Below are 20,381 nucleotides of genomic sequence, written 5' to 3' on the forward strand. Positions count from 1 at the left end.
CGGCGCCGCTACGGCCAAGGTTCCCGAACGTGGATCCTGCAGGCGCCGTCTTGACTCCCGTTCGCCTCTTTCTTACCTCCCCGCCGACGTTAGCACTCAAGGGCCGAGACTGCTAACAGGCGGCCCTTCGGCGCTTCCGTCCCCTTTGAATTTGGCACCGTCTCGAACGGAGAAAGATCATCATGGCGTTTCGTCCTCTGGGAGACCGCGTCCTCGTCAAGCGCGTCGAGGAAGAAGAGAAGACCCGGGGCGGGATCATCATCCCCGACACCGCCAAGGAAAAGCCGCAGGAAGGCGAAGTCATCGCCGTCGGCCCCGGCGCCCGCGATGAGACCGGCAAGGTCCAGCCGCTGGACGTGAAGGTCGGCGACCGCATCCTGTTCGGCAAGTGGTCGGGCACCGAGGTCAAGCTCGGCGGCGAAGACCTGCTGATCATGAAGGAAAGCGACATCCTCGGCGTGCTCGAGGCCGACAAGGCCGCGAAGGCCGCCTAAGGCGCCGCACCGCTTTCCACGCACCCAATCAGAAGAAGGACAGCACACATGGCTGCCAAAGACGTCTATTTCTCCTCCGACGCGCGCGACCGCATGCTGCGCGGCGTCAACACCCTCGCCAACGCGGTGAAGGTGACCCTCGGCCCCAAGGGCCGCAACGTCGTCATCGAGAAGTCGTTCGGCGCCCCGCGCTCGACCAAGGACGGCGTGTCGGTCGCCAAGGAAATCGAGCTGTCGGACAAGTTCGAGAACCTGGGCGCCCAGCTCATCCGTGAAGTGGCCTCGAAGACCAACGACAAGGCCGGCGACGGCACCACGACCGCCACGGTCCTGGCCCAGGCCATCGTCGTGGAAGGCCTGAAGTCGGTCGCGGCCGGCATGAACCCGATGGACCTGAAGCGCGGCGTCGACAAGGCCGTGGCCAAGGTCATCGAGGAGATCAAGGCGACCTCCAAGAAGGTCTCGGCCAACAGCGAGATCGCCCAGGTCGGCACCATCTCGGCCAACGGCGACGTGGAAGTGGGCGAGATGATCGCCCGCGCCATGGAAAAGGTCGGCAACGAAGGCGTCATCACGGTCGAAGAGGCCAAGACCGCCGAGACCGAGCTCGACGTCGTCGAGGGGATGCAGTTCGACCGCGGCTACCTGTCGCCGTACTTCATCACCAACGCCGAGAAGATGGAGGCCGACCTCGAAGAGCCGCTGATCCTGCTCTTCGAAAAGAAGCTCTCCTCGCTGCAGCCCCTGCTGCCGGTGCTGGAAGCCGTGGTCCAGTCGGGCCGCCCGCTCCTGATCATCGCTGAAGACGTCGAGGGCGAAGCGCTGGCGACCCTCGTGGTCAACAAGCTGCGCGGCGGCCTGCGCGTCGCGGCCGTCAAGGCTCCAGGCTTCGGCGACCGCCGCAAGGCCATGCTGGAAGACATCGCGATCCTGACCGGCGGCCAGCTGATCAGCGAAGACCTCGGCATCAAGCTCGAGAACGTCAGCCTCGACATGCTGGGCCGGGCCAAGAAGGTCACGATCACCAAGGAAGACACCACGATCGTGGACGGCTCGGGCGACAAGAGCGGCATCGAAGGCCGCATCGCCCAGATCAAGAAGCAGATCGAGGACACCACCTCCGACTACGACAAGGAGAAGCTCCAGGAGCGTCTCGCCAAGCTCGCGGGCGGCGTCGCGGTGATCCGCGTCGGCGGCGCGACCGAAGTCGAGGTGAAGGAGAAGAAGGACCGCGTCGACGACGCCCTGAACGCCACCCGCGCTGCGGTGGAAGAAGGCATCGTCCCCGGCGGCGGCGTCGCCCTGCTGAAGGCCTCGAAGGTGCTCGACGGCTTCAAGGGCGACAACGACGACCAGGAAGCCGGCATCGCCATCGTGCGCCGCGCCCTGCAGGCTCCGATCCGTCAGATCTCGGAGAACGCGGGCGTCGAGGGCTCGATCGTGGTGGGCAAGGTGCTCGAGAACGCCTCGCCGACCTTCGGCTTCAACGCCCAGACGGAAGAGTACGTCGACCTCGTGCAGGCCGGCGTGATCGACCCGGCGAAGGTGGTCCGCACCGCCCTGCAGGACGCCGCCTCGGTGGCCGGCCTGCTGATCACCACGGAAGCGGCCATCGTCGAGGCCCCCAAGAAGGGCGGCGCCGGCGGCGCTCCGGGCGGCATGCCCGGCGGCATGGGCGACATGGACTTCTAAGTCCGACGCTCAGCATGAAGATGGAGGGCGGGGCCGCGAGGCTCCGCCCTTTTTCTTTGGCGCGGGCCTAGCCGACGATGGCGTCCACGGCCGCGTCGTACTCCTCCTGGGCGTCGTCCACCTCGCGCTGGACGACGGCGCGTTCGGCGTCGGTCGTCACCTGGTCGAGCAGCAGCTTGGCGTCCTCGAGCCGTTCCTTGGCGGCCTGCCAGCGGGCGTATCCGGGATGGTTCTCGATCGACAAAGGCGGCCTCCGGCGTGTTGCGGGCTCCTTCGCCCAAACGGCCGTCCGGCGCAAACGGTCTCAGCCGCGCTCGGGCTCGCGCGCCACCATGTTGCCGATCCAGCTCACGACGCCGGTGACGATCGCCGCCAGGACGCCGGGGACGAGGCCGTCCACCCGGAAGCCGCCCAGCATCATGGCCACCAGGCCGATCATGGCGGCGTTCACCACCAGCAGGAACAGCCCCAGCGTCACGATGGTGATCGGCAGGGTCAGGAGCACCACCACCGGCCTGACGAAGGCGTTGACGAGGCCCAGGAGCACGGCGGCGACGATCAGCGTGCCCGTGTCGTCCACCCGCACCCCCGGGACGATCTTCGAGGCCGCCCAGAGACCCAGCGCGGCGAAGATCGCCCGGACGATGAACCTGGCCAGCATGGGCGCCTCCCGTTCCTGGCGGCACTAGAGCGGCGTTTCCCCGCGACTGCAACCGAGGGACGCCCGGTTACACCAAGCTGGACTGTATCAGGCGAACAGTTCAAAATATTAACTATACTGGGGGCTTGGGTCCCCAGGCGACGGGGCGACAATCGGGGGACGGCGTGGCGGGCGCGCGCTGGAAGGTGCTGGACGAGCGGCTGGACATCGTGGCCCGCACCTCGTGGGACGTGGTGGCGGTCCGCGTCGCAGCCGGCGTCGTCGCCGCGCTGCTCTGCGTGCAGCCCTTCGGCCTGGCCTGGAGCATGGGCTGGCTGGCCGCCTTCGCCGCCACCGAGGCCGGCGCGCGGATCGCCTCCCGCGCGGCCTGGACCGGAGGCGCCCTGACCCGCCCGGCCCGCTTCTGGTACCTGACCTGGATGACCCTCGCGGGCCTGACCTGGTGCGCCCTGGCCCTGCGCGGGTGGCTGTCGGGTCAAGAGTCGCTGCGCCTGGCCGCCATGGCCATCCTGGTGACCGTCCTCGTCCACGCCCAGGGGTTCTCGTCCCGCACCCCGGCGGCGCTGGCGGCGATGGGCCTTCCCGCCGCCCTCCTCTGGATGCTGCTGCCGCTGGTCGGGGGCGGCTACGACGCGCAGAGCCTGGCTATCGTCGGCTTCGGCTTCACCATGGCGCTGTCCTATGTGGCGATCGCGGCCAGGGCCACGGCCCGCAGCGCGGCCGCCCTGGCCGACGCCGAGCGGCGGGCCAACGACGCCAACGAGGCCAAGTCGGCCTTCCTCAGCATGGTCACCCACGAGCTGCGCACGCCGATGAACGGGGTCATGGGCATGGCGCGGGCCCTGCAGCAGACCGACCTGTCGCCCCGCCAGCGGGAGTACGCCGACACCATCGTCCGTTCGGGCGACGGCCTGCTCGCCATCCTCAACGACGTGCTCGACCATTCGAAGATCGAGGCCGGCCGGCTGGACCTGGAGGTCGCCCCGTTCAACCTGCGCGCCGTCAGCCAGCAGTCGCTGCAGCTGTGGACCGAGGCCGCCGCCGCCAAGGGCCTGGAGCTCGACTGCGACATCGACCCCGAGCTGCCGGCGCACGTGCTGGGCGACGAGACCCGCGTGCGGCAGATCATCCTGAACCTGCTCTCCAACGCGCTGAAGTTCACCGAGGCGGGCCGCGTCGCCCTGGCGCTCCGCCGGGCGCCGCACGCCGACGGCGAGGGCGGCGTGGAGATCCTGGTCAGCGACACCGGCCCCGGCATGACCGCCGAACAGGTGGCCCGCCTGTTCCGCCCCTACAGCCAGGCCGAGGCCTCGACGGCGCGGCGGTTCGGCGGCACCGGGCTGGGCCTGTCCATCTGCCACCGGCTGTCCACGATGATGGGCGGCGAGATCGGCGTCGAGAGCGAGCCGGGCCGCGGCTCGACCTTCCGCGTGTGGCTGCCGCTGCCGGCGGCGGAGGGCGGGCCGGTGGAGGTGTCCGAGGCTCCGGAGGTCGCGCTGCCGCCGCTGCGCGTGCTGGTGACCGACGACAACCCGATCAACCTGGCGGTCGCCCGCGCGCTGCTGGAAGCCGCCGGCGCGGCGGTGGAGACCGCGGTCCACGGCGCCGACGCCCTGGAGCGCCTGCAGGTGGATCTCTTCGACCTCGTGCTGATGGACGTGCACATGCCGGTGATGGACGGCCTCGAGGCCGTTCGGCGGATCCGCGCCGGGACGGCGGGGCCGCAGGACATCCCGGTGATCGCGCTGACCGCCGACGGCGCGCCGGGCGAGGAGGAGCGGCTGAAGGCCCTGGGCTTCGACGCCCTGCAGGGCAAGCCGGTGCAGCCCGCCGAGCTGTTCGCGGCGATCGAGCGGGTGATGGCCGCCCGCCACCAGCCCCGCGACGTCGCCTGAGGCGGTCCTAGTCGGCCGCCACGACCTCCAGGCTCGGCACCGTCGGCTTCAGGCGCCCGCCCACGCGGATCGGCTCGATGCGGCGGGCGAGGCCGGTCCTGGCGTCGGTTTCGACGAACACGCCGCAGACGGTGGCCGGCCCCTCGGCGGGCTTGTAGCGGCCGCCCGAGATCTTGGTGGTGAACCGCCGCAGCGGCTCCTCCTTCTGGTTGCCGATCACGCTGTCGTAGTCGGCGCAGGCGCCGGCGTCGGTCTGATAGGCGGTGCCGCCCGGCAGGATCTGGGCGTCGGCGGTCGGCACGTGGGTGTGGGTGCCCACCACGAGGCTGGCCCGCCCGTCGCAGAAATGGCCCATGGCCATCTTCTCGGAGCTGACCTCGGCGTGCATGTCGACGACCACGGCGTCGGCGACGGCGCCCAGCGGGCAGGCTTCCAGCTCGCGGTCCACGGCGGCGAAGGGGTCGTCCAGCGGGTCCATGTAGACGCGGCCCAGCAGGTTCACGACCAGGATGCGCTGGCCCGAGGGCGTGTCGAACAGCTGCGCGCCGCGCCCTGGCGCCTGGGCCATGGGCGGGTAGTTGAGCGGGCGGATCAGCCGGGGCTCGCGGACGATGTAGGTCAGCGCCTCCTTCTGATCCCAGGAGTGGTTGCCGAGCGTCAGGCAGTCGGCGCCGGCGTCGAACAGCTCGTTCGCCGTGGCCTCGGTGATGCCGAAGCCGGCGGCGGCGTTCTCGGCGTTGACGATGACGAAGTCGAGCTGGAGCTGGCGCTTCAGGCTGGGCAGGTGCGAGGCCAGTCCTTCGCGGCCCGACCGCCCCACCACGTCTCCGAAGAAGGCGAATCTCATCGGGTGTCTCTAGCGACGGAGATGAAATCCGTCTCGGTCAGAATGGCGTCGAGCCTCTGGTCGTGCGGCTCCATCGGGATCTCGTCCAGCTCCTGCCCGGCGAACGCCAGGCCCAGGACGAAAACCGGCTTGGTGGCGCGAAGGTTCGACAGCGTCCGGTCGTAGTGGCCGGCGCCCTGGCCCAGGCGCCCGCCCCGGCGGTCGAAGGCGAGCAGCGGGCAGACCACCAGGTCCGGCTCCACCGTGTCGGCCCAGGCGGGCGGGGCGGGGATGCCGAGGGCGTCCAGCTGCAGCGGCGTGCGGCTGTCCCACAGGCGGAACTCCAGCGGCTGGTCCCGGGCGATCGCGGTGGGCAGCGCGGGCTCGGCCCCGGTGTCCAGCAGGCGGGCCAGGAGAGGGCCGGGGTCGATCTCCGAGCCCAGCGGCCGGTACACCGCGAAGCTGTCGAAGGGCGGCAGCGCCTCCAGCGGCAGGCGGGCGGCGGCTTGCTCGCCCGCGTCCCGCCGCTCGGCCGCGAGCGTCCGCCGCCGGCTTCGCAGGCGCTTGCGCAGGGCGGTCTTGTCGAGGTTCGTCTCCACCCCCGCTCTATAGCGGAAAGCCGCCCGGCAGCGGAAAAGAAGGTGGCGGCGCCGCGTGAGCCGTGAAGGTCCGTAAATCCCCTCGACCTGGCGTACCAGGTGGGCGCCGTATACCCGAGACCACGGCCCCGGGCAGGGACAGCTCCCTTCGAGTGAATTAAGGTCGCTGGGATATGTCGCCTTCGACGCGAGCCGCAGCAGGACCCGCCGGAGAGGGAAGGTAGTGCGCCCGCCCCCCGGCCTCAAGCGCGGCCGGTGCGCGCGGGCGCGGAATTTCGCTTGGGGGCCGCCGGCCGCATCACTAAGTCTGCCGCTGTGACCGAAACGCTCGCCTCCGCCGCCGCCTCGCCGTCCCTGGCCCGCCTGGCCAACGACCTGACGCGCGACCTGATGCGGCCGAACCCGCGGATTTACTGGCTGGACCTCGTCGCCACCGCGGCCGTCACCTGGCTCAGCCTCTGGATCGCCGCGACGGCGAGCCCGCCGTGGGCCCTGGCGGCCGCCGCCGTCTGCGTCCTGGCGCTCTACCGCGGCGTCAGCTTCATCCACGAGCTGACGCACCAGCGGCGCGACGAACTGCCGGGCTTCCACTTCGGCTGGAACCTGCTGATCGGCGTGCCCTTCCTGACCCCCTCGCTGCTGTACGAGGGCGTGCACATGCTGCACCACGCCAAGGACCGCTACGGCACGACGCGCGATCCCGAGTACATGCCGCTGGCGCGCCTGCCGCTCTCCAGCCTCCTGGGCTTCGTGCTGATCGCCCTCCTCGCGCCGGTGGGCGTGATCCTGCGGTTCGCCGTGCTGGCGCCGGTCTCGTTCCTGGTCCCGGCGCTGCGCCGCTGGGTGATCGCCAAGACCTCGGCCATGACCATCAACACCGCCTTTTCCCGCGAGGACCTCGACCGGGCCGGCAGGGCGCCGTGGCTGGCCCAGGAGATCGCCTGCTGGCTGTGGAGCTGGACGGTGATCGGCCTGACCGCCGCGGGCGTCATTCCGCTCCGGGCGATCCTGACCGCGGTGGCGGTCTACGCCGTCTTCGCCCTGGTGAACCAGCTCCGCACGGCGGTGGCGCACTACTGGGAGAACGACGGCTCGAAGATGAGCTTCGAGGGCCAGTTCCTGGACAGCGTCAACGTGCCGCCGCCCGCGCTGCTGCCGTTCCTCTGGGCGCCCGTGGGCCTGCGCTACCACGCCCTGCACCACCTGCTGCCCCGGATGCCCTACCACAACCTCGGCAAGGCCCATCGGCGGCTTGTGGCCGAGGTCCCGGCGACCAGCCCCTACCGTCGCGTGGAGGAGGCCGAGCTGGTCCCGGCCCTGGCCAAGCTGGCCCGGAAGGCGCGCCGGGCCTAGGCGGCCTCGTCGCTCGCCAGCTTCTCGATGCGGCGGGCCGCGGTCTCCAGCGCGGCGACGGCGCGGGTCTCCAGCCGCGAGCGGTCGGCCTGCAGCTTGCCGACCTCGACCTGCAGCGCGGCGAGACGGTTCCTGGCGTCGGCCAGTTCGTCCGCCAGCAGCAGGGCGCCCATCAGGAACAGGCGGGTGTCGCCCAGCTGGCCCATGTCGGCGGAGACATGGCGGACCTGCTGGTCGAACATGCGGCCCAGCTCCTGCAGGTGGTGCTCCTGGCCGTCCTCGCAGCCGACCGCATAGGGACGGCCGTTCACCTCGATGCTCACCTGGGCCATGGCTATCGATCTCCCGCGGCCTGACCGTTCAGGGCGGCCTTGATCTCTTCGATGGCGCGACCGAGCGCCTCGGACGCCTGGGCGCCCGCCTCCTCCAGCTCGCGTTCGCGAGCCTTGGCGCGGTCGAGCTCGGCGGCGAGGTTGGCGCGGTCCTGGTCGAACAGGCCGCCGGCCTCGGCCCCCGCCTGCCGCAGTTTCTCCGCCAGCCGCTGCTCCAACACGTGGACGGCGCGCTCCAACCGCTTGGCCGCCAGATCCAGTGCGCTCTCGCCCGGGTTCATGCGTGACTCCCCAAAGGCTTACGAGCCTCTTCTAAAGCGCGTCGTCTCCAATGTGAATCGGCCCTTTTCTTGACCCCCGCGCCCCTACGTGCGAGGGCGCGCCCGCAGCCCCCGCCGTTAACGACTCGCAAGGACCCATGCCCGCGCCGCTCAACACCATGGCCGACGCCATCCGCGTACTCTCGATGGACGCCGTCGAGCAGGCCAACTCCGGCCACCCCGGCATGCCGATGGGCATGGCCGACGTCGCCGCGGTGCTCTGGACGAAGTTCCTGAAGTACGACGCCGCCCGCCCCGACTGGGCCGACCGCGACCGCTTCGTGCTGTCGGCCGGCCACGGCTCGATGCTGCTCTACAGCCTGCTGCACCTGTCGGGCGTGAAGGCGGTCACCCTCGACAGCCTGCGGAACTTCCGCCAGCTCGGCTCGAACACTCCGGGCCACCCCGAGTACGGCCACACGCCCGGCGTCGAGACCACCACCGGCCCGCTGGGCCAGGGCCTGGCCACCGCCGTCGGCATGGCGATGGCCGAGCGGCACCTGGCCGCCCGCTTCGGCGGCGACCTGGTCGATCACCGCACCTGGGTGCTGGCCGGCGACGGCTGCCTGATGGAGGGCGTGAGCCACGAGGCCATCAGCCTGGCCGGCCGGCTTAAGCTCGCCAAGCTGACGGTGCTCTGGGACGACAACGACATCACCATCGACGGCCACGTGGGCCTGTCCGACGCCACCGATCAGCTGGCCCGCTTCAAGGCGGCCGGCTGGGCCGTGAAGCGCATCGACGGCCACGACTTCGGCCAGATCCGCCGCGCGCTGGCCTGGGCGACCAGGCAGGACCGCCCCAGCCTGATCGCCTGCAAGACGATCATCGGCAAGGGCTCGCCCACCTTCGCCGGCACCCACGACGTGCACGGCAAGGCCCTGGGCAAGGACGAGGTCGTCAAGACCCGCGAGAACCTCGGCTGGCCGCACGAACCCTTCGTGGTGCCGGACGAGATCGCGCGCGCCTGGCGTTCGGCCGGCCGCCGCGGCGCCAAGGTCCGCAAGGCCTGGGAGGCGCGCCTCGCCGCCTCGACCCTGCGCGGCGAGTTCGAGCGGGCCATGGCGGGCGAGCTGCCCAAGACCGCCTTCGCCGCCCTCGACCAGTTCATCGCCGACGCCGAGGCCAAGGCGCCGGCCGCCGCCACCCGCCAGCACTCCGGCGCGGTGCTGGAGAAGATCTTCGGCGAAATCCCCGAACTGGTGGGCGGCTCGGCCGACCTGACCGGCTCGAACAACACCTTCGTCAAGAACACCCCGATCCTGGACGCGCCCGACTACGCCGGCCGCTACGTGAACTATGGCGTGCGCGAGTTCGGCATGGCCGCCGCCATGAACGGCCTGGCCCTGCACGGGGGCGTCATCCCCTACGGCGGGACGTTCCTGGTCTTCACCGACTACAGCCGCCCGGCGATCCGACTGGCCGCACTGATGGGCATCCGGGTGATCCACGTCGGCACCCACGATTCCATCGGCCTCGGCGAGGATGGCCCGACCCACCAGCCGGTCGAGCACCTGGCGTCCCTGCGCGCCATGCCGAACGTCAACGTGTTCCGCCCCGCCGACGCGGTGGAGACCGCCGAGTGCTGGAAGCTGGCCCTGGACGCCAAGGCGACGCCCTCGGTGCTGGCCCTGTCGCGCCAGAAGACCGCCGCCGTCCGCACCCAGCCGATCGGCGAGAACCTGTCGGCGCGCGGGGCCTACCAGCTCGCCGCCGCCACCAAGCCGGCGCTGGTGACGATCTTCGCCAGCGGCACGGAAGTGCCCGTGGCGCTCGCGGCCCGGGACCTGCTGGAGGCCGAAGGGATCGGCGCCCGCGTCGTCTCGGTCCCCTGCTTCGAGCTCTTCGAGGCCCAGCCCCGGGACTACCAGGAGACCCTGATCGGCGAGACCGACGTGCGGGTGGCGGTCGAGGCCGGCGTGCGCATGGGCTGGGACCGCTTCATCGGCTCGGACGGGGTGTTCGTGGGCATGGAAGGCTTCGGCGCCAGCGCTCCGGACAAGGCGCTCTACAAGCACTTCGGCATCACGGCCGAGGCCGTGGCGGCGGCGGCCAAGGCGAAGCTGTAGGACGATGCGTCTCGGCACGCCGCTCTCGCCGACCGCGGTCCGGGTGATGCTGCTGGGCTCGGGCGAGCTCGGCAAGGAGGTGGCCATCGAGCTGCAGCGGCTGGGCTGCGAGGTGATCGCCGTCGACCGCTACGCCGACGCGCCGGCGATGCAGGTGGCCCATCGCAGCCACGTGGTGACGATGACCGACCCCGCGGCCCTGCGGCGCGTGATCGAGGCCGAGCGGCCGCACCTGGTGGTCCCCGAGATCGAGGCGATCGCCACCGACGAGCTGGTCCGCATCGAGGCCGAGGGGCTGGCGAGCGTCATCCCCACCGCCCGCGCCGCCCAGCTGACCATGAACCGCGAGGGCATCCGCCGGCTGGCCGCCGAGGAGCTGGGGCTGCCCACCAGCGCCTACGCCTTCGCAGGTTCCGAGGCCGAGCTGGCCAGGGCCGCGGCCGAGGTGACCGGCTTTCCCTGCTTCGTGAAGCCGGTGATGAGCTCGTCCGGCAAGGGCCAGTCCTATGTGGAGAGGCCCGAGGAGATCGCGGGCGCCTGGCGCTACGCCCTTGAGGGCGGCCGGGTGGAGCAGCCGCGGGTGATCGTCGAGGGCCGCGTGGACTTCGACTTCGAGATCACCCAGCTCACCGTCCGCAGCCTGCGGGAGGGCAAGGTCGAGACCAGCTTCTGCGCCCCGATCGGCCACCGGCAGGTCAAGGGCGACTACGTCGAAAGCTGGCAGCCGCAGCCGATGTCCGAGACGGCGCTGGCCCGGGCCCGCGAGATCTCGGCGGCCGTCACCGAGGCCCTGGGCGGACTGGGGATCTTCGGCGTGGAGCTGTTCGTGAAGGGCGACGAGGTCTGGTTCTCCGAGGTCTCGCCGCGGCCGCACGATACGGGCCTCGTCACCCTGGCCGCCCAGCATTTCAGCGAGTTCGCCCTGCACGCGCGGGCGATCCTGGGGCTGCCCACCGACGTCTCCCTGCGCGAGCCGGGCGCCAGCGCCGTCATCTACGGCGGCATGGAGGCCAAGGGGATCGCCTTCGAGGGCGTCGCCGAGGCCCTGGCCGTGCCCCACGCCGACCTTCGCCTGTTCGGCAAGCCCGAGGCCTATGAGCGCCGCCGAATGGGCGTGGCGCTGGCGAGGGGCGGCGACGTGGACGAGGCCCGCGCCCGGGCCCGCGAGGCGGCCGGCAAGGTCCGTCCCATCAAAGGTTAGCCGCGGGAACAGGCTTGACCTTTGGGCATTGAAACGGCGGCGCTGGTCAGGGGACCGGCGCCCCCGCCATTCATCCGGCAATCCATTGTCGCCATTCGTGTTCTGGCCTTTCCGGCCCGGGGGGTTGACTTCCCACCCCCCGGCTAGAAGAACGCCCGGCACACAGCGCCAATACGCCGCACTCAGGAGATCCACGCATGCCCGTCCGCGTCGCCATCAACGGTTTCGGTCGCATCGGCCGCCTGGTCCTGCGCTCGATCGTCGAGCATGGCCGCCGCGACATCGAGGTCGTCGCGATCAACGACCTGGGCCCGGTGGAGACCAACGCCCACCTGCTGCGCTACGACAGCGTGCACGGCCGCTTCCCGGCCGAGGTGAAGGTCGTGGGCGACACCATCGAGGTCGCCGGCTACGCCCCGATCAAGGTGACCGCGGTGCGCAATCCGGCCGAGCTGCCGCACAAGGACCTGGGCGTCGACATCGCCCTGGAATGCACCGGCATCTTCACCTCGAAGGACAAGGCCTCGGCCCACCTGGAGGCCGGCGCCAAGCGGGTGATCGTTTCGGCCCCGGCCGACGGCGTCGACAAGACCATCGTCTACGGCGTGAACCACGAGACCCTGACCAAGGACGACCTGGTCATCTCCAACGCCTCGTGCACCACCAACTGCCTCGCGCCCGTGGCCAAGGTCCTGCAGGACCTCTGCGGCATCGAGCGCGGCTACATGACGACGATCCACTCGTACACGGGCGACCAGCCGACCCTGGACACCCTGCACAAGGACCTCTACCGCGCCCGCGCCGCGGCCATGTCGATGATCCCGACCTCGACCGGCGCCGCCAAGGCCCTGGGCCTCGTGATCCCCGAACTGACCGGCAAGCTGGACGGCAGCTCGATCCGCGTGCCGACTCCGAACGTGTCGGTGGTCGACCTGAAGTTCGTCCCCGGCAAGAAGGTGACGGTCGAGGAGATCAACGCGGCCCTGGAAGCGGCCGCGAACGGCGCGCTGAAGGGCGTGCTGGCGGTCACCAAGGAGCCGCTGGTCTCCATGGACTTCAACCACAACCCGGCGTCCTCGACGGTGGCCCTGCCGCAGACCCAGGTGATCGACGGCGGCCTCGGCCGCGTCCTGTCCTGGTACGACAACGAGTGGGGCTTCTCGACCCGGATGAGCGACACCGCCGTCCACATGGCGAAGTTCCTCTAAGCCGCAGGATCCCATGGCTTTCCGCACCCTCGACGACGCCGATCTCCAGGGCCGGCGCGCCCTGGTGCGCGTGGATTTCAACGTGCCGATGCAGGACGGGCGCGTGTCGGACGACACCCGCCTGCGCGCGGCGCTGCCGACCATCGACAAGCTCAGGAAGGGCGGCGCGAAGGTCGTCCTCCTGGCCCACTTCGACCGGCCCAAGGGCAAGCGCGTGCCCGAGATGAGCCTGAAGCCGGTGGTGGAGCCGCTGGCGAAGCTGGTCGGCGCGCCGGTGGCCTTCGCCGACGATTGCGTGGGCGGGGATGCGGCCAAGGCCGTCGCGGCCCTGAAGGACGGCGACGTCCTCCTCCTGGAGAACGTCCGCTTCCACGCGGGCGAGGAGAAGAACGATCCGGAGTTCGCCAGGGCCCTGGCCGCGAACGGCGACCTCTACGTCAACGACGCCTTCTCGGCCGCCCACCGGGCGCACGCCTCGACGGAAGGCCTCGCCCGCCTGCTGCCGGCCTACGCGGGCGAGCAGATGCGGCGCGAGCTGGAGGCGCTGGACGCCGCCCTCGGCAATCCCCAGCGGCCGGTGCTGGGCATCGTCGGCGGCGCCAAGGTCTCGACCAAGCTCGACCTGCTGAACAACCTGGTCGGCAAGCTCGACTATCTCGCCATCGGCGGCGGCATGGCCAACACCTTCCGCTACGCGCAAGGATTCGAGATCGGCGGCTCGCTCTGCGAGAAGGAGATGGCCGACACCGCCCGCGAGATCATCGCCAAGGCGCAGGCCGGCGGCTGCAAGCTGATCCTGCCCTCGGACGCGGTGGTGGCCAAGGACCTGGCGCCGGGCGTCCCGACCCGCACGGTGCAGCTGGCCAAGGACGGCGGCGTCGCGGCCGACGAGAAGATCTTCGACGTGGGCCCCGACACCCTGGCCGAGCTGCTGAAGGCCATGGCCGAATGCCGCACCCTCATCTGGAACGGCCCTCTGGGGGTGTTCGAGGTGCAACCCTTTGATAAGGCCACCGTTGAAGCTGCGCGGCAGGCCGCCTCCCTCGCCAAAGCCGGCAAGCTGGTGGCGGTGGCGGGCGGCGGTGATACCGTGGCGGCCCTGAACGCGGCCCACGCGGCGGGGGACTTCACCTTCGTCTCCACCGCCGGCGGCGCGTTCCTGGAATGGATGGAAGGCAAGGAGCTGCCCGGGGTGGCGGCCCTGGCCCAAAAATAGACAGAGCGGGGTGGTAGGTTAGGCCATGGCTAGAATTACGCTTCGACAGCTTCTCGATCACGCCGCCGAGCACGGCTACGGCGTGCCGGCCTTCAACATCAACAACATGGAGCAGGCGCTGGCGATCATGGAGGCCGCCGAGGCCACCGACTCGCCCGTCATCATGCAGGCCTCGCGCGGCGCGCGGTCGTACGCCAACGACATAGTGCTGAAGCACCTGATCGATGCCATGGCCGAGATGTACCCGCACGTCCCGATCTGCATGCACCAGGACCACGGCAACAACGAAGCCACCTGCGCCACGGCCATCCAGTACGGCTTCACCAGCGTGATGATGGACGGCTCGCTGATGGCGGACGGCAAGACGCCGGCCGACTACGACTACAACGTCCGCGTCACCCGCGCCGTGGTCGATATGGCCCACTGGGTCGGCGCCTCGGTGGAGGGCGAGCTCGGCGTGCTGGGGTCGCTGGAGACCGGCATGGGCGAGAAGGAAGACGGCCACGGCTTCGAGGGCAAGCTCGGCCACGACCAGCTGCTGACCAACCCCGACCAGGCGGTCGAGTTCGTGAAGGCCACCGAGGTCGACGCCCTGGCCATCGCCATGGGCACCAGCCACGGCGCCTACAAGTTCACGCGCAAGCCGGACGGCGAGGTGCTGGCGATGAACGTGATCGAGGAAATCCACCAGCGCCTGCCGAACACCCACCTCGTCATGCACGGCTCCTCGTCCGTGCCGCAGGAGCTGCAGGACATCATCAACCAGTACGGCGGCCAGATGCCCCAGACCTGGGGCGTGCCGATCGAGGAGATCCAGCGCGGCATCAAGCACGGCGTGCGCAAGATCAACATCGACACCGACAACCGCATGGCGATCACCGGCGCCATCCGGAAGGTGTTCGCCGAGAAGCCGGGCGAGTTCGATCCGCGCGGCTACCTGAAGCCCGCCAAGGAAGCCATGCGCAAGGTCTGCGTCCAGCGCTTCGAGGAGTTCGGCACCGCCGGCCACGCCTCGAAGATCAAGCCGCTGCCGATGTCGGCCATGGCCAAGCGCTACGCCTCGGGCGAGCTCGCCCCGAAGATCGGCCTCACCAAGGTCGCCGCCGAGTAAGGCCGCAAGCCAACGCCGTCATCACGGCCGCGTCGGACCTCCGGCGCGGCCGTTTCCGTTGCGGCCGACCGCTTCACCGCGGCCGGGCGGGCATGCCGGCGATGTAGCGCTCCAGCTCGGCGATCCGGGTCGCTTCCGAAGGGTGGGTGGACAGGAGCTGCGGCGGGCGGCCTCCGGTGCTGGCGGCCTGCATGTTGCGCCAGAGCTTCACCGCCTCGGCGGGGCGGTAGCCGGCGCGGGCCATGAAGTCGACCCCCAGGCGGTCGGCCTCCAGCTCGTGCCGCCGCGAGAACGGCAGCAGCACCCCGAGCTGGGCCCCGACCCCGCCGAAGGCCGAGATCTGCTTTGCCGTCTCGGCGCCGACCCGGCCGCCCAGGGCCGACTGGCCAATGCCGAGGGCGAGCTGGGTCGCGGCGGTCTGGGAGTAGCGCTCGCCGGCGTGGTTGGCGACGCTGTGCGCCAGTTCGTGGCCGATCACGGCGGCGAGCTGGTCGTCGTTCTCGACCACGGACAGCATGCCGGTGTTCACGCCGATCTTGCCGCCCGGCAGCACGAAGGCGTTGGCCTGCGGGTCTTCGAAGACCACGTACTCCCAGGACCGGTCGCCCAGGCCCGCGGCCTCGACGAGTCGGGCGGCGACGCGCTGCACCCTGGCCTGGGCCGCGCGGTCGTTGGAGACCTTGCTGGTGGCCAAGGTCTGGGCCCAGGCCTGCTGCGCCGACTGGGCGAGCGCGGCGTCGTTGACCAGCAGGAACTGGCTGCGGCCCAGGTCCTCGTTGTAGGCGCAGGCGGCAAGGCCGAGGACGCCGGCGGCGCCGGCCGCCGCGATCGGAATGAATCTCATGTGTTCCTCCGGCTGCATAATGCACGAAACGCCTCACAGCTGCGCCGCGGGCGCACAGGAACAGCGGCTCGCGCCCGCAGGTTGTGGCGGCATGCGCAAGCACGCCGTCGTCCTGGGACTGACCTTCGCCGGCCTCGCGGCCTTCGCGGTCTTCGCCGGCTGGGCGTTCTACGAGGGCTCGCAGCTCGGCGGCGGGTGGGCGAGCCTGGGGCCGGTCTGGCCGTACGTGCTGGGCGGGGCGGCGGTGGTCGCTGCGCTCGCCGGCTTCCTGATGTGGCTGGCATTCTATTCGGCCCGGCACGGCTATGACGACCGGGTCGATCCCGAGGGGCCGCCCTGAACGGTCTCCCGGAGGAGCCCCGGAGGAGTTCCAGAGGAGCCCCAGAGCGGGCGCCTTTCGGTTAACCCGGCGGGGACTATGCTTGTGCGCCGCCCATGGGCCGGGCCATCCGTCCAGGCCCGGACGGCCGGGAGTCGTCCATGGAGTCGCTCGAGGTCATCGCGCGTCCCCAGTTCGAGAAGCCGGACCTGGCCTGGCTGACCGACATCCGCTCGCGCCGCGCCGGAAACCGGGGACCGCCGTACTTCACGCTCGTCTTCGCCGGAGCCGAGATGCCGGCGCACGACTTCGCCGCCCACGTCCGTGCGGCGGCGGCGGACATCCCCCGCATCCGCTTCCGCCTGCGCGCCGCCCTCGTGGCGCCCGAGCCCACCGTGGCGCGCTTCCACGTCTTCCTCGTGCCGGACGAAGGCTTCGGCGCGATCCTGCGGCTGCACGAGGCGCTGCACACCGGCCCCGTGGAGGCCGCGCTGAACCCCGAGCGCCCCTACATCCCGCACATCACGGTGGCGACGCTGGCGGACTACGCGGAGGCGCGGCGGCTGGCGGCGGCGCTGAACCGCGGCGACATCGACATCCAGGGCCAGATCGAGAGCCTGGAGGTCGAGCGGCGGACGGGCGACACCATCCGCAAGGTGGCCGACGCCCCGCTGGCCAAGGCGAACTGGTTCGGCTGAGGCCTACTCGGTCTCGCCCAGCTCGCCCATGGCGCTCTGCAGATAGTTCTGCTCGCCCAGGCTCTTTAGCAGCGAAAGCTGGGTTTCGAGGAAGTCGATGTGCTCCTCGGTGTCCTCGAGGATCTCGACCAGCACCTCGCGCGAGACGAAGTCGGCGGCGGCCTCGCACTGCTTGATCCCCTCGACCACGGTCGTGCGGCCGCGAACCTCCAGCGCCAGGTCGGCGGCCAGGCCCTCGCCGACGCTCTCGCCGATGGCCAGCTTGTGCAGGTCCTGCAGGTTGGGCAGGCCGTCCAAGAAGAGGATGCGCTTGATGAGCTTGTCGGCGTGCTTCATCTCGCCGATCGACTCTTCGTAGGTGATCTTGCCGAGGCGCGCGAAGCCCCAGTTCTCGTACATCCGGGCGTGCAGATAGTACTGGTTGACCGCCGTCAGCTCGTTGGTGAGCACCGCGTTCAGCAGCCGGATGATCGCCTTGTCGCCCTGCACGGCCAGTCTCCTCGTCCTACGAAACGCGGAAACTCGGGCGACGCGCCCGGCCTGTCAAAGCCTATGTTTGCAAGTGATTTTCGCTCGCCCGGAACCGCGCGGCGGGGCCCTATTCGGCCGCGTAGCGCAGCGCGTCCTGCTCCTGGTCGAGCATCTCGCGCATGTCGCAGACGCAGCGCGCGCATTGCGGGCGGGCGTCGCAAGCCTTGAAGATCTCGACCGGGCGGGAGGCGCCCGCGGCGATCGCGTCGCGGACTTCGCGTTCGCGGATGCCGTTGCAGTTGCACACGTACATGGGGCGCAGGCGCTCCTGATCTACGATCCCACAGCTAGCGGACTGCGAACGCTTTTGCAAGTCATTCGCAGCCGATAAGCCTGCGACGGATCGCCCGCGGGTGCGACGGGATGTCACAGGTTCAAGGCGAAGGTTCAGGCGTTGAACAAGTGGACGGGAGAAACGCTCCGGGGCGCGCCCTCTAGGAGCCTGCGAGGCCACGCATGGAACTCGACGCCCTGCTGCTGTCGCGATTGCAGTTCGCGTTCACGATCGCCTTCCACATCATCTTTCCGAGCTTCACCATCGGCCTGGCCAGCTTCCTGGCGGTGCTGGAGGGACTCTGGCTCACGACCCGGAACGAGGCGTTCAAGACCCTCTATCTCTTCTGGGTGAAGATCTTCGCGATCTCGTTCGGGATGGGCGTCGTCTCGGGCGTGGTGATGAGCTACCAGCTCGGCACGAACTGGAGCGTCTTCTCGACCATCGCCTCGCCGGTGATCGGGCCGCTGCTGGCGTTCGAGGTGCTGACCGCCTTCTTCCTCGAGGCCAGCTTCCTGGGCGTGATGCTGTTCGGCTGGCGCAAGGTGGGGCCGGGCCTGCACTTCACCGCCACGCTGATGGTGGCCATCGGCACGCTGATCTCAGCCTTCTGGATCATCTCGGCCAACAGCTGGATGCAGCATCCGACCGGTTTCGAGCACATGCCGGACGGGACCCTGCGCGCGGTGGACTGGTGGCAGGTGATCTTCTCGCCGACCTTCCCCGAGCGGTTCGCCCACATGGTGTTCGCCGCATACCTGACCACCTCGCTGGTGGTCGGCGCGGCCTCGGCCTGGCGGCTGCTCAAGCAGCCGGACGAGCCGGAATCGCGCATCGCCCTGCGCATGGCCATCGGCATGTTCGCCATCGTCGCCCCGCTGCAGCTCTTCGTCGGCGACCTCTCGGGCAAGGAGGTGCTTCGCGTCCAGCCGGCCAAGCTCGCCGCCATCGAGGCGTTCTGGGAGACCCGCACCGACCAGCCGTTCCACATCGCCGCCTGGCCCGACCGCGCCGTCGAGGGCAACCGCTGGGAGCTGTCGATCCCCAGCGTCGGCGGCTGGATCGTGGCCGGCGACAGCACCGCCGAGATCAAGGGCCTGAAGGCCTTCCCGCCCGAAGATCGCCCGCCCGTGGCCCTGGTCTTCTGGTCGTTCCGGGTGATGGTGGGCCTGGGCCTGGCGATGATCGCCCTAGGCCTGTGGGGCGCCTGGCTGATCTGGCGAACGCGTGGGCCCGAAACGGTCCGGCCCTTCCTCTGGTCTTGCGTGGCGATGGGGCCCGCCGGCTTCGTCGCGGTGATCGCCGGCTGGATCGTCGCAGAGGTAGGCCGCCAGCCCTATGTCATCTACGGCGTGCTGCGCACCGCCGACGGGGTCTCGCCGGTCGCGGCGGGGCCCGTCTCGGCCTCGCTGCTCGCCTTCATCGTCGTCTATGCGGTCGTGTTCAGCGTCGGCGCGCTCTACATCCTGCGCCTGATCGCCGAGGGGCCGAAGCCGCCCGAGGCCGAGGACACCGAACCGCCCACGAAGCCCCGCCCGCCCGGTTACGCCCTGGGCGCGGCCCCCGATCCGGAGGCGCGGTGATGGACCTGGACCTGCCGCTGATCTGGGCCGGGATCATCGCGATCGCGGTGCTGATGTACGTCCTGCTCGACGGGTTCGACCTGGGCGTCGGCATCCTGTTCCCGTTCGCGGGGTCCCCGGCCGAGCGGGACACGATGATGGACTCGGTCGCCCCCGTCTGGGACGGCAACGAGACGTGGCTGGTGTTGGGCGGCGGCGGCCTGTTCGCGGCCTTCCCCGCTGCCTACGGCGCCCTGATGCCGGCGCTCTACATCCCGATCCTCATCATGCTGATGGCGCTGATCCTGCGGGGCGTGGCGTTCGAGTTCCGGCTGCGCGGCCGCCGGCGCGGCAAGCGGTTCTGGACGGCGGCCTTCGCCGGCGGATCCATCGCCGCCACCCTGGCCCAGGGCTTCGTGCTGGGCGGCTTCATCCAGGGCGTGACCCTGCGCGAAGGCCAGTTCGCCGGCGGCGCGTTCGACTGGCTGACCCCCTACACCCTGCTGGTCGCCGCGGGGCTGCTGGCCGGCTACGCCCTGCTGGGCGCGACCTGGCTGATCTGGAAGACCGAGGACGAACTGCACGGCCGCGCCCGCCGCTGGGCCTGGCTCTCGACCGCCGCCACGGCCGCCCTTCTGGCGGTGGTCAGCGTCGCGACCCTCCTGGTGCACCCGCGGATCGCCGAGCGGTGGGGGTTCCAGGACGGCGGGATCAACACCGGCGAGATCCTGCCCCTGCTGGCCATCCCGCTGGTGGGCCTCGCGGGTCTCATCATGGTCGCCGCGGGTCTGCGCCGCCGCTCCCACGGCCTGCCGTTCCTGGGCGCCTTCGCGATCTTCCTGTCCGGCTACCTGGGGCTGGCGGTGGGCTTCTTCCCCAACATCGTGCCCTACGACATGACCTTCCGGCAGGCCGCGTCCGCCGACAACGCGCTGGGGCTGATGCTGGTGGGCGTGGCGATCCTGCTGCCGTTCATCCTGGGCTACACCGCCTGGGTCTACTGGGTGTTCCGCGGCAAGGTCAGCGCCGATGCCGGCTATCATTGAGCCGCCGCCCGAACCGGGCGCGCCGCTGCCGCCGCTATGGAAGCGCCTGGCCTGGTTCTTCGGCCTGGCCGCCGGGACCCTCCTGGCCACCGCGGCCGTCGCGTACGCCTTGAAAGCGCTCCTGAAGTAG

Annotated in this window: 23 protein-coding genes and 1 other RNA gene; 14 read left to right on the forward strand and 10 right to left on the reverse strand. The window is 70.4% G+C overall.

Features of this window, described 5'->3' with window-relative positions:
* Positions 1-182: 182 nt before the first annotated feature.
* Both groES and groL read left to right on the forward strand, forming a co-directional pair.
* Positions 183-494: a co-chaperone GroES gene (gene groES, locus PHZ_RS17630; RefSeq protein WP_012523728.1), complete on the forward strand. Its 312-nt coding sequence runs from the start codon at positions 183-185 to the stop codon at positions 492-494.
* 48 nt (positions 495-542) lie between these two features.
* Positions 543-2,186 (forward strand): chaperonin GroEL, encoded by a 1,644-nt coding sequence (gene groL, locus PHZ_RS17635; protein WP_012523729.1) that lies wholly within the window; start codon positions 543-545, stop codon positions 2,184-2,186.
* A gap of 67 nt (positions 2,187-2,253) precedes the next feature.
* Here groL and PHZ_RS23265 read toward each other — a convergent pair whose 3' ends face one another.
* Together PHZ_RS23265 and PHZ_RS17640 are read right to left on the reverse strand one after the other, a co-directional pair.
* On the reverse strand, positions 2,254-2,430 hold the full coding sequence (locus PHZ_RS23265) for a hypothetical protein (protein WP_183280302.1): 177 nt from the start codon (positions 2,428-2,430) through the stop codon (positions 2,254-2,256).
* Between the two features lie 60 nt (positions 2,431-2,490).
* Positions 2,491-2,847, reverse strand: coding sequence for a phage holin family protein (locus tag PHZ_RS17640; protein WP_012523730.1), 357 nt, complete (start codon positions 2,845-2,847; stop codon positions 2,491-2,493).
* Between the two features lie 125 nt (positions 2,848-2,972).
* Between PHZ_RS17640 and PHZ_RS17645 the strand changes: the two genes are divergently transcribed.
* On the forward strand, positions 2,973-4,742 hold the full coding sequence (locus tag PHZ_RS17645) for an ATP-binding protein (RefSeq protein WP_012523731.1): 1,770 nt from the start codon (positions 2,973-2,975) through the stop codon (positions 4,740-4,742).
* Between the two features lie 7 nt (positions 4,743-4,749).
* Here the strand turns inward: PHZ_RS17645 and PHZ_RS17650 are convergent, their stop codons facing one another.
* The 3 genes from PHZ_RS17650 to ssrS form a co-directional block, all read right to left on the reverse strand.
* Complete coding sequence (locus PHZ_RS17650) at positions 4,750-5,589, reverse strand: TIGR00282 family metallophosphoesterase (protein ID WP_012523732.1); 840 nt, start codon at positions 5,587-5,589, stop codon at positions 4,750-4,752.
* On the reverse strand, positions 5,586-6,167 hold the full coding sequence (locus PHZ_RS17655) for a 5-formyltetrahydrofolate cyclo-ligase (RefSeq protein ID WP_012523733.1): 582 nt from the start codon (positions 6,165-6,167) through the stop codon (positions 5,586-5,588). Before PHZ_RS17655 ends, PHZ_RS17650 begins: the two co-directional genes overlap by 4 nt.
* 44 nt (positions 6,168-6,211) lie before the next feature.
* Positions 6,212-6,371: non-coding RNA, 6S RNA (gene ssrS / locus PHZ_RS22265), on the reverse strand.
* Positions 6,372-6,482: 111 nt separating this feature from the next.
* Between ssrS and PHZ_RS17660 the strand changes: the two genes are divergently transcribed.
* Positions 6,483-7,520 carry a fatty acid desaturase family protein gene (locus tag PHZ_RS17660; protein ID WP_041373676.1) on the forward strand — a complete coding sequence of 346 codons (1,038 nt, stop codon included), beginning with the start codon at positions 6,483-6,485 and terminating at the stop codon, positions 7,518-7,520.
* On the opposite strand, the gene PHZ_RS17665 is transcribed toward PHZ_RS17660, so the two are convergent.
* Positions 7,517-7,852: a cell division protein ZapA gene (locus PHZ_RS17665; protein ID WP_012523735.1), complete on the reverse strand. Its 336-nt coding sequence runs from the start codon at positions 7,850-7,852 to the stop codon at positions 7,517-7,519. The two genes, PHZ_RS17660 and PHZ_RS17665, sit on opposite strands and share 4 nt — an antisense overlap.
* Positions 7,853-7,854: 2 nt before the next feature.
* Positions 7,855-8,133: a DUF4164 family protein gene (locus PHZ_RS17670; protein ID WP_041373677.1), complete on the reverse strand. Its 279-nt coding sequence runs from the start codon at positions 8,131-8,133 to the stop codon at positions 7,855-7,857.
* Between the two features lie 137 nt (positions 8,134-8,270).
* Between PHZ_RS17670 and tkt the strand changes: the two genes are divergently transcribed.
* The 5 genes from tkt (at position 8,271) to fba (ending at position 14,977) form a co-directional block, all read left to right on the forward strand.
* Positions 8,271-10,241, forward strand: a complete 1,971-nt coding sequence (gene tkt, locus PHZ_RS17675; protein WP_012523736.1) for a transketolase — start codon at positions 8,271-8,273, stop codon at positions 10,239-10,241.
* Between the two features lie 4 nt (positions 10,242-10,245).
* Positions 10,246-11,442 carry a formate-dependent phosphoribosylglycinamide formyltransferase gene (gene purT / locus PHZ_RS17680; protein ID WP_012523737.1) on the forward strand — a complete coding sequence of 399 codons (1,197 nt, stop codon included), beginning with the start codon at positions 10,246-10,248 and terminating at the stop codon, positions 11,440-11,442.
* Positions 11,443-11,639: 197 nt separating this feature from the next.
* The gene (gene gap / locus PHZ_RS17685) at positions 11,640-12,650 is read left to right on the forward strand and encodes a type I glyceraldehyde-3-phosphate dehydrogenase (RefSeq protein ID WP_012523738.1); all 1,011 of its coding nucleotides are present in this window, start codon (positions 11,640-11,642) and stop codon (positions 12,648-12,650) included.
* Between the two features lie 13 nt (positions 12,651-12,663).
* On the forward strand, positions 12,664-13,866 hold the full coding sequence (locus PHZ_RS17690; RefSeq protein ID WP_012523739.1) for a phosphoglycerate kinase: 1,203 nt from the start codon (positions 12,664-12,666) through the stop codon (positions 13,864-13,866).
* Positions 13,867-13,891: 25 nt separating this feature from the next.
* The gene (gene fba / locus PHZ_RS17695) at positions 13,892-14,977 is read left to right on the forward strand and encodes a class II fructose-bisphosphate aldolase (RefSeq protein ID WP_012523740.1); all 1,086 of its coding nucleotides are present in this window, start codon (positions 13,892-13,894) and stop codon (positions 14,975-14,977) included.
* A 73-nt stretch (positions 14,978-15,050) separates the two neighbouring features.
* Here fba and PHZ_RS17700 read toward each other — a convergent pair whose 3' ends face one another.
* Entirely contained in the window at positions 15,051-15,821 is a 771-nt protein-coding gene (locus PHZ_RS17700) for a M48 family metallopeptidase (RefSeq protein ID WP_012523741.1), read from the reverse strand.
* 91 nt (positions 15,822-15,912) lie between these two features.
* Here PHZ_RS17700 and PHZ_RS17705 point away from each other — a divergent pair, with 91 nt between their 5' ends.
* A complete protein-coding gene (locus PHZ_RS17705; RefSeq protein ID WP_041373678.1) occupies positions 15,913-16,161 on the forward strand; it encodes a hypothetical protein in 249 nt (82 codons plus the stop codon).
* A 140-nt stretch (positions 16,162-16,301) separates the two neighbouring features.
* The gene (locus PHZ_RS21900) at positions 16,302-16,838 is read left to right on the forward strand and encodes a 2'-5' RNA ligase family protein (protein WP_012523742.1); all 537 of its coding nucleotides are present in this window, start codon (positions 16,302-16,304) and stop codon (positions 16,836-16,838) included.
* Positions 16,839-16,841: 3 nt separating this feature from the next.
* Here PHZ_RS21900 and bfr read toward each other — a convergent pair whose 3' ends face one another.
* Both bfr and PHZ_RS17720 read right to left on the reverse strand, forming a co-directional pair.
* The gene (gene bfr / locus PHZ_RS17715; RefSeq protein WP_012523743.1) at positions 16,842-17,327 is read right to left on the reverse strand and encodes a bacterioferritin; all 486 of its coding nucleotides are present in this window, start codon (positions 17,325-17,327) and stop codon (positions 16,842-16,844) included.
* A gap of 109 nt (positions 17,328-17,436) precedes the next feature.
* Positions 17,437-17,622 (reverse strand): (2Fe-2S)-binding protein, encoded by a 186-nt coding sequence (locus PHZ_RS17720; RefSeq protein ID WP_041373679.1) that lies wholly within the window; start codon positions 17,620-17,622, stop codon positions 17,437-17,439.
* Positions 17,623-17,825: 203 nt separating this feature from the next.
* Here PHZ_RS17720 and PHZ_RS17725 point away from each other — a divergent pair, with 203 nt between their 5' ends.
* Genes PHZ_RS17725 through PHZ_RS22490 form a run of 3 tightly spaced genes read left to right on the forward strand, consistent with a single transcriptional unit; the run spans position 17,826 to position 20,381 of the window.
* Positions 17,826-19,226, forward strand: a complete 1,401-nt coding sequence (locus PHZ_RS17725) for a cytochrome ubiquinol oxidase subunit I (protein WP_012523745.1) — start codon at positions 17,826-17,828, stop codon at positions 19,224-19,226.
* Positions 19,226-20,251: a cytochrome d ubiquinol oxidase subunit II gene (cydB, locus tag PHZ_RS17730; RefSeq protein ID WP_012523746.1), complete on the forward strand. Its 1,026-nt coding sequence runs from the start codon at positions 19,226-19,228 to the stop codon at positions 20,249-20,251. Before PHZ_RS17725 ends, cydB begins: the two co-directional genes overlap by 1 nt.
* On the forward strand, positions 20,235-20,381 hold the full coding sequence (locus tag PHZ_RS22490; RefSeq protein WP_086004018.1) for a DUF2474 domain-containing protein: 147 nt from the start codon (positions 20,235-20,237) through the stop codon (positions 20,379-20,381). Before cydB ends, PHZ_RS22490 begins: the two co-directional genes overlap by 17 nt.

It is taken from the genome of Phenylobacterium zucineum HLK1 (genome assembly GCF_000017265.1).
GTDB lineage: Bacteria > Pseudomonadota > Alphaproteobacteria > Caulobacterales > Caulobacteraceae > Phenylobacterium > Phenylobacterium zucineum.